We start from the raw sequence: 12,280 nt of genomic DNA on the forward strand, positions 1-12,280 counted from the left end.
GGCGCATCCCCTAGGAATTGCTCAGAGAATTAGAGCGTCGCGCCGAGATGCCAGGGCACAAACTCGTTGTCGCCATAGCCGAAATCCTCGCTTTTGGTCTTGCGGCCAGAAGCCGTCTCGACAATCAGTTCGAAGATCTCGCGGCCCATGCCGGCGATGGTCTTTTCGCCCGAGGCGATGACGCCGCAATTGACGTCCATGTCCTCTTCCATCTGATGATACATGGTCGAGTTGGTGGCGACCTTGATCGACGGTGTCGGCCGGCAACCGAAGCAGGACCCGCGGCCGGTGGTGAAGACGATCACATTGGCGCCGCCGGCGACCTGGCCGGTGGCCGAGACCGGGTCGTAGCCGGGCGTATCCATGAACACCAGCCCGTTGCCGGTGACCTTTTCAGCATAGCCGAAGACGCCGTTGAGCGGCGTCTGGCCGCCCTTGGCAACCGCGCCCAGCGACTTCTCCAGGATGGTGGTGAGGCCGCCGCGCTTGTTGCCGGGCGAGGGGTTGTTGTCGATCGAGGCGCCATGCTTGGCGACGTGGTCTTCCCACCACTTCACATAGCCATCGAGCTTTTGGGCGATCTCGGGCGTCGCCGCGCGGTAGGCGAGCAGATGCTCGGCGCCATAGATTTCCGTGGTCTCGGAGAGGATGCCGATGCCGCCGACGCCGGCCAGAATGTCGACGGCCGCGCCCAGCGCCGGATTGGCCGTGATGCCCGACATGCCGTCGGAGCCGCCGCACTGCAGGCCGACGACGATCTCCGAGACCGGGATCGGCTCGCGCTTCAGCTGGCCGACTTCCTCGGCGATCTCAGCCAGCACCCCCATCGCCTTTTCCACCGATTTGCGCGACCCGCCGGCGTCCTGGATGTTGAAATGGCGTTTGCCGGCGGCGACGCCCTTCTGGCCGTAGAGGGTGAGCTGGTTCACCTCGCAGCCGAGGCCGACCATCAGCACGCCGCCGAAATTCGGGTGGCGGGCATAGCCGGCCAGCGTGCGGTGCAGCACCATCATGCCGTCGCCGGTGCCGCTCATGCCGCAGCCCTGGCCGTGGACGATGGGCACGAAGCCGTCGATGCCGGGATATTTCGGCAGCAAGGTCCGGTTGGCGGTGTCGGCGATGGAATGGCAGACCGTGGCCGAGCAATTGACGCTGGCGACGATGCCGATGAAGTTGCGTGTGCCGGCCCGGCCGTCGGCACGTCGATAACCCATGAAGGTGCGGGCGCGGTCGGCTTCGGTCGCATGCTCGGCCTCGCTTGGCGGTACCACCGGCAGGCGGCCGGCCTCGAAAACCAGATTGTGCGAATGGACGTGCTCGCCCGGCGCGATGTCCTGCGTGGCGCGGCCGATTGCCTGGGCATATTTGACCACGGCTTCGCCGGCGGCAATCGGCTTGATCGCCACCTTGTGGCCGGGCTCGATGACGGCGGTGGCAGACGCACCGCCCGGCAGAACGGTGCCGATCTCGATGCGGCCATTGGCAACGGCGACATTGTCGGCGGGGGACAGAAGAATGGTGTTGGAGACGTTCACGGGCGGTTTCCTGGGTGATCCTGGGATGCGCGGATTGACACGCGCCTGTTAAGAGTTAATGTCTTTTATCGTGAAAAAACAGTTTTGCGTCAATTGTTTTTTCGCAGGCGCTGCGCGTGCCTCTGGCAGTGGCGGCGCGGCAAACAACGGACGGGACCCCAGCGAAAGCGTTTCCTGCTTTTCAGGGTCATGGGAACGTCATATTGCGCTTCAAGCCGGCCACCGCAAGCGCCGGCACGAGTGGGGCAGGGAATGTCGAAGAGCAACAACGTCTACAAGGACGCCTACAACAGGTGCCTCAGGCTGCTCGACGAAACGCGCAGCCTGCCGTCGGAACCGGAACTGGGCGCGCTGCTCGGCGTCAGCCGCACCACCGTGCGCAGCATCCTGACGCGCATGGAGGAAACCGGGCTGATCGCCTGGAACAAGCGCGCCAAGACGGTGCTGCGAGACCCGCATCCCGATGATTTCTTCCCCGAGGAGGAGACCGACACGCTGGCCGAGATCATCGAGCGCTCGTTCATGCGGCGGCTGCTCGCTGGCGGCGCCGAAGCCGGCATGCAAATCAACGAGCTCGAACTGGCGCGCGAGATCGGCGTCGGCACCACCAGCGTGCGCGAGTTCCTGATCCGCTTCTCGCGCTTCGGCCTGATCGAGAAACGCCGTAACAGCCACTGGGTGCTCAAGGGCTTTACGCGGGCTTTCGCGCTCGAACTGACCGAAATCCGCGAGATGTTCGAACTGCGTTCGGCGGCCGCCTTCGCCGCGCTGCCGCAGGATAGCGCGGTCTGGGCCGATCTCGACCGCCTGGAGGCCGAACACCGTCTGTTGGCCAGCGAGATCGCCACCCGCTTCAATGAGTTCTCGGAGTTGGACGAGCGCTTTCACCGGCTCATCCATCGCGCTTCGCGCAACCGCTTCATCGTCGATTTCTACGATGTCATCGCCATGATCTTCCATTACCACTACCAGTGGAACAAGGCGCAGGAACGCGAGCGCAATGAAGTCGCGGTCGGCGAGCATCTTGCCTATATCGAGGCGCTCAAATCGCGCGATCTCGGCAAGGTCGACGCCGCCTGCCGCAAACACCTGAAGTCGGCGCGCCAGACATTGCTGACGTCGATCCCGGAAAACCGACCCTCGCAAAAACCCTGAGCCGCATCGGCAAGGCCAAGACGCAGCTCAACTTTCTGTTTTATGCCTGTCGTCGTCCCAAAACCGCTGCGCACTTTTCGGCGACATCCACCAGTCGCGCCGCGTTGCCGCAGCATCGAATTGCCGATTTTCGGCCTGACGCTACCATGATAGGTATGTTTCCAGGTCGCCGAAGAGGCAAATCGTTTGAACAGCCGGGGGACACGCTGGAGCATGCCGGTCGCGCTTGTCGCGGCCTACCTGCTGCTGCTCCAGTCGACGCTCGGCGCGTTTGCCTTCGGCACGGGGCCGAATGCCGCGCAGCTCGACGCTTTCGGCAATGTCATCTGTAGCCACGATGGCGCCACCCAGCTTCCTGGCAGCGACCAGCACCCGTCGCACCTGCCGGCTTGCTGCACGCTTGGCTGCAGCATGTTTTCATCGGCCTTCGCCCCGCCATCCGATGCCGGGCTAGCCTTGGCCAGCCTGTCCTTTGAAGCGGTCGCCTTCGTCTTCCCGGCGAGCATTCATCTCGACTTCGCGCGCGAACGCTCGCCGTCGAACCCGCGCGCGCCGCCGCTGGCGGCCTGAGCCAAATTGTCCGGTGAAACCTTTCGCCGGCCCACCTATCCAAAGATCAAACGGCTCGCGACCGGCGACGGCGCGATCATCACTTCATGGAGCAACCATGTCCTATTCCTTCCCAATCGCCCCGCGTCCCATGCTCGGCCGCAACAGATCCGTCCGGCGCACCCTAGAGCAGCGTCTCGGCATTGCCGTGTTGGCCTTTGTCGTGTTGTTTTTAGGCGCCCAGACGGTCTCCGCGCATGAATTCAAAGTCGGCGATCTCGAGATCGGGCATCCCTGGTCGCGTGCCACGCCGGCCGGCGCCAAGGTGGCCGGCGGCTATCTCACCATCACCAACAATGGCAGCACGCCGGACCGGCTGGTGTCGATTAGCTCCGATATCTCCGGAAAGGCCGAGCTGCACGAAATGGGCGTCAAGGACGGCGTCATGACCATGCGGCCGGTTACCGGCGGTCTCGAAATTCCGGCCGGCGGCAAGGTCGTTCTGGGTCCCGGCAGCTATCATGTGATGTTCATGGATTTGAAACAGGCACCCAAGCAAGGCGAGATGTTTGCCGCCACGCTGACCTTCGAAAAGGCCGGGACGGTGACGATCAAATTCGCCGTGCAAGCCCTTGGCAGCGCGGCACCCCAAGAAGACAACGACTAAACCGGCCGTCGTACCGATCAGGATTCTAGAGGGACCATCATGAACAAGTATCTTTTGGCGGCCGCAGCGCTTCTGGTGCTGGGGACGAACGTCGCCTTTGCGCACATCACGCTCGAAACGCAGGAAGCGGCTGTCGGATCGACCTACAAGGCGGTGCTGCGCGTGCCGCATGGTTGCGACGGCAAGGCAACGACCGCCGTGCGCGTGCAGATCCCGGAAGGGGCGATCGCGGTGAAGCCGATGCCGAAGCCGGGCTGGACCCTACAGACCAAGAAGGGCAAATATGAAGAATCCTACCACCTCTATGGCCAGGCGGTGAGCGACGGCGTCAAGGAAGTCGACTGGAGCGGCGGCAATTTGCCGGATGAATTCTATGACGAGTTCGTCTTCCGCGCCACGCTGACCGCGGATCTGCCGGCCGGCCAGAAGCTCTACTTCCCGGTGGTGCAGGAATGCGGCGATGCCACCGACCGCTGGATCGAGATACCGGCGGCAGGGCAGGATGAAGACGCGCTGGAGAACCCGGCGCCCGGCATCAAGCTCACGCCGAAGAAATAGTTTTCTCCTTGGCGCGCTCCGATTGCCGGAGCGCGCCGCGTCACCGTGGCATGGCATGACCGCAATATCGTCTCCGATGGTCGATACCACCAGCAAGCTGTCCGGCTGGCTTGCCGGTGGGCTACTGGCCCTGCTCATGGCTTTTACCGTCATGGCATCGACAGATCAGGCCTTTGCCCATGCCGCGCTGATCAAGACCGATCCGGCCGACGGTGCCGTGCTCGCACAGGCTCCGACACGGTTGTCACTGACTTTCAGCGAACCGGTTTCGCCGCTCGTGCTCACCCTGGTGAAGCCCGACGGCACGCCGCTTCCACTGACGTCCTTCCGCCTCACCGACCAGACGATCGAGATCGACAATCCGCAAGCGCTCAAGTCCGGCACCCATGTGCTGAGCTGGCGTGTCATTTCCGCCGACGGCCATCCGGTCGGCGGCTCGCTGTTGTTTTCCATCGGTGCGCCAAGCGAGCCGCCCGCCGTACCCGAAGCGGTCGACTGGCCGCTGCGCGAGGCGATCTGGATCGGCAAGGTTTTGCTCTACATCGGTCTTTTCATGGGCGTCGGCGGCGCCTTCGCGCTGGCCTGGCTGAGTGGCGAGGGACGACCCGGTCAGCGTTTTGTCTCGGCGGCGGTGCTTTGCGGGCTGGTGGCGGCACCCTTGTCGCTCGGCTTTCAAGGGCTCGATGCGCTCGGTGCGCCGCTTTCCCATCTGGCGCAGCCGGTAATCTGGCGGACCGGGCTCGGCACCAGCTTCGGCTGGACGGTTCTGGTGGCCTTGATTTCGCTGGGGCTCGGTCTCTTGTCGCTGGCCGGCCCGCACCGGGCCGCCAAGCCCTTTGCGCTGGCCGGGCTGGCCGGCGTGGGCGCGGCACTTGCTGCCAGCGGCCACGCCGGCGCGGCCGAACCGCAATGGCTGACGCGGCCGTTGGTGTTCGTGCATGGCGCCGGCATTGGCTTCTGGGCTGGCGCGCTGGTGCCGCTCGGCCTCGCGCTGAGGCGTCAAACGGCCGATGCCGTCGTTTTCCTGCGCCGCTTCTCCTTGGCGATCCTGCCTGTCGTGGCCGTGCTTGCAACGGCCGGCATCGTGCTCGCCGTCATCCAGGTGCAGACGCCCTCGGCGTTGGTCGGTACCGCCTATGGCCGGCTGCTTCTGGTCAAGCTCGCGCTTCTGGTCTTCCTGTTCACGCTGGCCGCCGTCAACCGCTGGAAACTCACCGCCTCGGCCGAGGCGGGGGCAACGGAGGTGCAACGCAGGCTTACCCGCTCGATTTCGGTCGAGATGCTGCTCGTGCTGGCGATCTTCGGCGTGGCCGCCGGCTGGCGCTTCACGCCGCCGCCGCGGGCGCTGGCGATCGCGGCGGCGCAGCCGGTTTCGGTCCATATCCATACGCTACAGGCGATGGCCGATCTCACCATCACACCAGGCCATGCCGGCCAGGTCGGGGCTTCGATGATCATCATGACCGGTGATTTCGGCCCGCTCGACGCCAAGGAAGTGACGCTGGTGCTGTCGAAACCCGATTCCGGCATCGAACCGCTGAAGCGCGCGGCGACCAAGCCCGGCGATGGCAGCTGGCGTGTCGACAACCTCGTCATTCCGGTTCCCGGCCGCTGGACGGTGCGCATCGACATCCTGGTTTCGGACTTCCAGATCGTGAAGATCGAAGCGCCGGTGGACATCAGGCCGTGATGGTCTATATGGCCGCTTGCGAAGCCAGGCGGTTGACGCGGCACTGAACGCTCGTCAATCATCCGCCAAATCGCGGGCTCCAACCAACAAGATCCGAAAGCAGGGAAGAAACGATGGAAAAAGCCGAAATCGGCCTGATCGGCCTTGGCACGATGGGCTCCAACCTGGCGCTCAACATCGCCGAACACGGGCACCGCATCGCCGTCTTCAACCGCACCCGCGCCCGCACCGACGCCTTTGTCGAGAATGCCGGCGCGCTCAGGAACATGGTTGTCCCCTGCTACAGCCTGGAGGAGCTTGCCGCGGCGATCCGGCCGCCGCGCCCGATCATCATCATGGTTCTGGCCGGCAAGCCGGTCGACGAACAGATCGAAGCCTTGCGCGGCGTGCTGTCCAACAACGACATCGTCATCGATGCCGGCAACGCCAATTTCCGCGACACGATGCGGCGCTTCTCCGAGCTGTCCGGCTCGGGCCTCACCTTCATCGGCATGGGCGTCTCCGGCGGCGAGGAGGGCGCGCGGCACGGGCCGTCGATCATGGTCGGTGGTACCGAAGAGTCGTGGAAGCGTGTCGAAAACGTGCTCACCGCCATCTCGGCAAAATTCAAGGACGAACCCTGTGCCGCCTGGCTCGGCACCGATGGTGCCGGGCATTTCGTCAAGACCATCCACAACGGCATCGAATATGCCGACATGCAGATGATCGCCGAAATCTACGGCATTCTGCGTGATGGCCTGGGCATGGGGCCGAAGGACATCGGCACGGTGTTTTCCAACTGGAACAAGGGCCGGCTCAATTCCTACCTGATCGAGATCACCGCCAAGGTGCTGGCCGCCGACGATCCCAAGACCGGCAAGCCGGTGGTCGACATCATCCTCGACCGTGCGGGCCAGAAGGGCACCGGCAAATGGTCTGTCATCGAGGCGCAGCAGCTCGGCATTCCAGCGACCGCGATCGAGGCGGCGGTGGCGGCACGCGTGCTGTCGTCGATCAAGGACGAGCGGCTGGCGGCGGAAAAAGCCTATGGCACGATCGGCGTTACGAAGATTTCCGGCGACAAGGACGCACTGCTGAAAGACCTCGAACTGGCGCTGTTCGCCGGCAAGATCGCCGCCTACGCGCAAGGTTTCGCTGTGATGAGCGGGGCCTCGAAGGAATTCAACTGGAACCTTCCGATGCCGACAATCGCCAGGATCTGGCGCGCCGGCTGCATCATCCGCTCGCAGATGCTGGATACGATGGCCGAGGCTTTCAGCAGCGGCGGCGCGGCGACCAATCTGTTGATGGCGCCGGCTTTCATCGCCTTGATGCAGGAGGCGCATCCGTCGCTGCGGCGCATCGTGGCAAGGGCTTCCGAGGCCGGCTCACCGGTGCCGGCGCTGTCTTCGGCTCTTGCCTATTTCGACAGCTACCGCCAGGGCCGTGGCACCTCGAACCTGATCCAGGCGCAGCGAGACTTCTTCGGCGCGCATGGCTTCGAACGCATCGGCGAGCAGGGCGCGTTCCACGGCCCGTGGGGGAGCGGGGCTGCCGGCTAGTCGGTGGAGCGCCGGTAGGCAAGAACCTCGCCTGGCACGCTGAGGCTTTGCAGCGAGCCGGGTGCCGCGCCGCCGATCCAGCCGAGCACCGAGCGGGCAAGCTCCGAGCCTGCCAGCCGGAAGTTCTCGTTGACGATCAGCAGTTCGGGCCGGAACAGGTGCAAAAGATCCGATGATTGCTTGGAAACGATGTCGACATCGCGGCCAAGCTTGAGGCCGGCATCCTCGATGCCGGCGACCAGTGCCAGTGTCGCCGCCGCGGCGCTGCTGACGAAACCGTCCGGCCTGATGTCGCGGCGCATCAGCTGCGCCGTCCTCGTCCTGATTTGCTCGATCGAATGGTCGATCGAGACGGTGCTGAACGGGACCTCGCTGGCGCCGACCTCGCTCAGGGCGTCGGCAAAACCGTTGACCGTATGGCCGTGATAGGTCAGTCCGACGGGTGGCGCCAGCAGAGCGAGCTTGCGGCGTCCCATGCTCGCAAGGCGCCGCACCGCTTCGACCGCGAAGGCGTGATTGTCGAAATCATGATAGGGATGGACCAGCCCCATATCGGTGCGGCCATGCGTGGCAAAGGGAATGCCGTGCTCCAGCATATAGCGGGCCCTGGCATCATTCGGCTGCGTGCGCGAGATGATGACACCATCGGCGGAGCCGGTCTCGACCAGATAGCGGATTGGGTCAAGCGGATCCTGCGAGCGCGAATAAGGCGTGACGATCAAATGGTAGGGCGTGTCGGCAATGACCTCCGAGACGCCGTAAATGATGTCGGAGACAAAACTCATGATCTCCTGCTCGGTGTTGAGCACGAGGCTGATGACATTGGTCTTGCCGGTTCTGAGGCGCACGCCGGCCCGGTTCGGCCGGTAGCCGATCTGCTTGGCGACGAGCTGGACGCGGCGCCTGGTTTCGGCGCCGATCTCGGGGGCATCCTTCAGGGCGCGCGATACGGTGGTGACGCCGAGCCCGGTCATGAAGGCAAGCGTCTTCAGCGTCGGTCGCCCTTGCGCCGACGTCTCGTCGTTCTTTTCCGTCCGCCGTCTGTCCATTCGTCCCGCCCGTCAGGCGCATAGCAGCCGCAAGCCTGGTCGGCAATCGCCGCGATTGGCGGCGTGGCATGATTTTAACCCGTCGGGGTGTCAATATACTGAAACGTTACAGATTGCCAATCTCATGGCCTGACTGGCGAATGCGAAAGCAGACACGTGATCGTGAATTCTCCAGAGAATCCAAGGCGAACCGTCATCGTTCCTGCCATTTTGCCGGCTTTTGCTTATTTTGCACTGCAGTAGCTCATATTGCGACGCACAATGGACTCTCCGGCCAATGGATTTTGTTCGCGGTTCGAAAAATATCGGACATCCTTCACTCCTGGGGTTGCACCATCCGCGCAATTGCCGTATCGAAAATCTGTAACGTTTCAGATTCTGGGAGGAACCGAAATGCGATACAAACTTTTGACCGCCGCGCTGGCGACAACGGCCGCGCTGCAGTTCGCCGGTCCGGCCACTGCCACGGACCTGGAAGTCACTCACTGGTGGACCTCCGGCGGTGAGGCGGCGGCGGTCGCGGAACTCGCCAAGGCTTTCGACGCCACCGGCAATCATTGGGTCGACGGCGCCATTGCCGGGTCCGGCGGTACGGCACGGCCGATCATGATCAGCCGCATCACGGGCGGCGATCCGATGGGCGCCACTCAGTTCAATCATGGCCGGCAAGCGGAAGAGCTGGTGCAGGCCGGCCTGATGCGCGACCTCACCGATGTCGCCACCAAGGGCAAATGGACAGAGGTCGTGCGGCCGAAGAGCCTGCTCGACAGCTGCACCATCGGCGGCAAGATCTACTGCGTGCCGGTCAACATCCATTCCTGGCAGTGGCTGTGGCTCTCGAACGAAGCCTTCCAGAAGGCCGGCGTGCCGCTGCCGAAGAACTGGAATGAACTCGTTGCGGCCGCCCCGGCGCTGGAAAAGGCAGGCATCGTGCCGCTCGCGGTCGGCGGGCAGGCCTGGCAGTCATCCGGCGCTTTCGACGTGCTGCTTGCCGCGGTCGGCGGCACCGACACCTTCCTCAAGGTCTACAAGGACAAGGACGCCAAGTTCGCAGCCGGTCCCGAAGTCGCCAAGGTGTTCAAGGCGGCCGACGATGCCCGCAAGATGGCCAAGAACACCAATGTGCAGGACTGGAACCAAGCCACCAACATGGTCATCACCGGCAAAGCCGGCGGTCAGATCATGGGCGACTGGGCGCAAGGTGAATTCCAGGTGGCCGGCAAGACCGCCGGCAAGGACTATACCTGTCTTCCTGGCCTTGGCCTGAACGAGGTCATCGCCACCGGCGGCGATGCCTTCTACTTCCCGCTGCTCAAGGATGCAGACAAGGCCAAGGCGCAGGAAGTGCTGGCCGAGACCTTGCTCGATCCCAAGACACAGGTTGCCTTCAATCTCAAGAAGGGCTCACTGCCCGTGCGTGGCGACGTCGACCTCAACGCGGCGAACGACTGCATGAAGAAGGGTCTCGCCATCCTGGCCAAAGGCGCCGTCATTCCATGGACGGACCAGTTGCTTTCGCAGGACAGCCAGAAGCAGAAGGAGGACCTGTTCTCCGAGTTCTTTGCCAAGCCCGAGATGACCGTGGAAGAGGCGCAGAAGCGCTTCGCCGCGATCATTGCGACCGCGGATTGATATCGCAGGCCTCCTTCGTTCCCGGCCTGGTGCGCCAGGCCGGGAACGCGCCGCCCTTACCCGATCCAGCGTGGCTGTACCGATGAGCAAGAGCGAACGCCCCAGCCGACTGTTTCGCAACCTCAATGCGAAGGTCGCCTCGATCCCGATGATCCTCACCGCTCTGGTGGTGTTCGTCGGCGGCACGGCGTGGACGGTGCTCTATTCCTTCACCAATTCGAAGCTGTTGCCGCGGCTGAATTTCGTCGGCCTCGACCAATACTACCGGTTGTGGGCGACGCCGCGCTGGCTGGTCTCGATCGAGAACCTCCTCATCTACGGCGTGATCTCGCTAGTGTTCTCGCTGGTGATCGGTTTCGTCCTGGCGGCGCTGCTCGACCAGAAGATCCGCTTCGAAGACACGTTCCGCACGATCTTCCTCTATCCCTTCGCGCTCTCCTTCATCGTCACCGGCCTCGTCTGGCAATGGCTGCTCAATCCGGACTTCGGCATTCAGGGTGTGATTCGAAGCCTTGGCTGGACAAGCTTCAACTTCGATCCGCTCTACAATTCCAGCATCGTCATCTACGGCATATCGATCGCTGCGCTGTGGCAAGGCACCGGGCTGATCATGTGCCTGATGCTGGCCGGCCTGCGCGGCATCGACGAGGACATCTGGAAGGCGGCCCGGGTGGACGGGATTCCGATGTGGAAGACCTATCTGTTCATCATCATCCCGATGATGCGGCCGGTCTTCATCACCACTCTCGTCATCATCGCATCGGGCATCGTCAAGGTCTACGACCTGGTCGTCGCCCAGACCAGCGGAGGCCCCGGCATCGCCTCCGAAGTGCCGGCGAAGTATGTCTATGACTACATGTTCTTCGCCCAGAATCTCGGCCAGGGTTTTGCCGCCTCCACCATGATGCTGCTCTCGGTGATGATCGTCATCGTGCCGTGGGCCTATCTCGAATTCGGAGGCAGGAAGCGTGTCTGACCATGCCGTTTCCCTTTCCGCACCGTCCCCCTCCATCAATGCCGATGCCTGGGGCCCAAGTGGACCGAAGCCGCGTCACGTGTTCTCGCGCCGCAACATCTTCCTCTATGGCACGCTCATCCTGGTGGCGCTCTACTATCTCTTGCCGCTCTACGTGATGGTCGTCACCTCGCTCAAAGGCATGCCGGAAATTCGCCTCGGCAACATCTTCTCGCCACCGCTCGAGATCACTTTCGAGCCCTGGGTCAAGGCGTGGTCGACGGCTTGCACCGGGCTGAATTGCGACGGACTATCGCGCGGCTTCTGGAACTCCGTTCGCATCACCGTGCCCTCGGTGATCCTGTCGATCGCGATAGCATCGGTAAACGGCTATGCGCTGGCCAACTGGCGCTTCAAGGGTGCCGACACGTTCTTCATCATCCTGATCGTCGGTGCCTTCATCCCCTATCAGGTGATGATCTATCCGATCGTCATCATCCTGCGCGAGATCGGGCTCTACGGCAGCCTCAGTGGCCTGGTCATCGTCCATTCCATTTTCGGCATGCCCATCCTGACCCTTTTGTTCCGCAACTATTTCACCTCCATGCCGGAGGAGCTGTTCCGGGCGGCGCGTGTCGACGGTGCCGGCTTCTGGGGCATCTACCTGCGCATCATGCTGCCGATGTCGCTGCCGATCTTCGTCGTTGCCGTCATCCTGCAGGTGACAGGCATCTGGAACGACTTCCTGTTCGGCGTCGTCTACACCCGTCCTGACACCTACCCGATGACTGTGCAGCTCAACAACATCGTCAATTCCGTGCAGGGCGTGAAGGAATACAACGTCAATATGGCGGCCACCATCCTGACCGGGCTGGTCCCGCTCGTCATCTATTTCATTTCCGGCAGGCTTTTCGTGCGTGGCATTGCTGCCGGCGCGGTGAAAGGGTGA

Annotated in this window: 11 protein-coding genes; 9 read left to right on the forward strand and 2 right to left on the reverse strand. The window is 63.2% G+C overall.

The annotated features are described in order from the left end of the window. Nucleotides 1–29 precede the first annotated feature (29 nt). Nucleotides 30–1,535, reverse strand: a complete 1,506-nt coding sequence (locus A3AU_RS0119725; protein ID WP_027054399.1) for a UxaA family hydrolase — start codon at nucleotides 1,533–1,535, stop codon at nucleotides 30–32. Nucleotides 1,536–1,787: 252 nt separating this feature from the next. On the opposite strand from A3AU_RS0119725, the gene A3AU_RS0119730 reads away from it, so the two are divergent. The 6 genes from A3AU_RS0119730 (at nucleotide 1,788) to gndA (ending at nucleotide 7,695) form a co-directional block, all read left to right on the forward strand. Continuing rightward, complete coding sequence (locus A3AU_RS0119730; RefSeq protein ID WP_027054400.1) at nucleotides 1,788–2,690, forward strand: GntR family transcriptional regulator; 903 nt, start codon at nucleotides 1,788–1,790, stop codon at nucleotides 2,688–2,690. Between the two features lie 213 nt (nucleotides 2,691–2,903). Then, nucleotides 2,904–3,260 (forward strand): DUF2946 family protein, encoded by a 357-nt coding sequence (locus tag A3AU_RS0119735; protein WP_027054401.1) that lies wholly within the window; start codon nucleotides 2,904–2,906, stop codon nucleotides 3,258–3,260. A 97-nt stretch (nucleotides 3,261–3,357) separates the two neighbouring features. Further along, on the forward strand, nucleotides 3,358–3,906 hold the full coding sequence (locus A3AU_RS0119740; RefSeq protein WP_027054402.1) for a copper chaperone PCu(A)C: 549 nt from the start codon (nucleotides 3,358–3,360) through the stop codon (nucleotides 3,904–3,906). Between the two features lie 39 nt (nucleotides 3,907–3,945). Continuing rightward, the gene (locus tag A3AU_RS0119745; protein WP_027054403.1) at nucleotides 3,946–4,464 is read left to right on the forward strand and encodes a YcnI family copper-binding membrane protein; all 519 of its coding nucleotides are present in this window, start codon (nucleotides 3,946–3,948) and stop codon (nucleotides 4,462–4,464) included. A 55-nt stretch (nucleotides 4,465–4,519) separates the two neighbouring features. Beyond that, a complete protein-coding gene (locus A3AU_RS0119750; RefSeq protein WP_081709598.1) occupies nucleotides 4,520–6,154 on the forward strand; it encodes a copper resistance CopC/CopD family protein in 1,635 nt (544 codons plus the stop codon). A 113-nt stretch (nucleotides 6,155–6,267) separates the two neighbouring features. Then, nucleotides 6,268–7,695, forward strand: coding sequence for an NADP-dependent phosphogluconate dehydrogenase (gene gndA, locus A3AU_RS0119755; RefSeq protein WP_027054405.1), 1,428 nt, complete (start codon nucleotides 6,268–6,270; stop codon nucleotides 7,693–7,695). Here the strand turns inward: gndA and A3AU_RS0119760 are convergent. After that, nucleotides 7,692–8,744, reverse strand: coding sequence for a LacI family transcriptional regulator (locus A3AU_RS0119760; RefSeq protein WP_027054406.1), 1,053 nt, complete (start codon nucleotides 8,742–8,744; stop codon nucleotides 7,692–7,694). The two genes, gndA and A3AU_RS0119760, sit on opposite strands and share 4 nt — an antisense overlap. Before the next feature lie 393 nt (nucleotides 8,745–9,137). Between A3AU_RS0119760 and A3AU_RS0119765 the strand changes: the two genes are divergently transcribed. The 3 genes from A3AU_RS0119765 (at nucleotide 9,138) to A3AU_RS0119775 (ending at nucleotide 12,280) form a co-directional block, all read left to right on the forward strand. Continuing rightward, a complete protein-coding gene (locus tag A3AU_RS0119765) occupies nucleotides 9,138–10,376 on the forward strand; it encodes an ABC transporter substrate-binding protein (RefSeq protein ID WP_027054407.1) in 1,239 nt (412 codons plus the stop codon). An 82-nt stretch (nucleotides 10,377–10,458) separates the two neighbouring features. After that, entirely contained in the window at nucleotides 10,459–11,352 is an 894-nt protein-coding gene (locus A3AU_RS0119770) for a carbohydrate ABC transporter permease (protein WP_027054408.1), read from the forward strand. After that, the gene (locus A3AU_RS0119775) at nucleotides 11,345–12,280 is read left to right on the forward strand and encodes a carbohydrate ABC transporter permease (RefSeq protein ID WP_027054409.1); all 936 of its coding nucleotides are present in this window, start codon (nucleotides 11,345–11,347) and stop codon (nucleotides 12,278–12,280) included. The genes A3AU_RS0119770 and A3AU_RS0119775 overlap by 8 nt, the downstream gene beginning before the upstream one ends.

The sequence above is a fragment of the Mesorhizobium erdmanii USDA 3471 genome (genome assembly GCF_000472705.1).
Taxonomy (GTDB): Bacteria; Pseudomonadota; Alphaproteobacteria; order Rhizobiales; family Rhizobiaceae; genus Mesorhizobium; species Mesorhizobium erdmanii.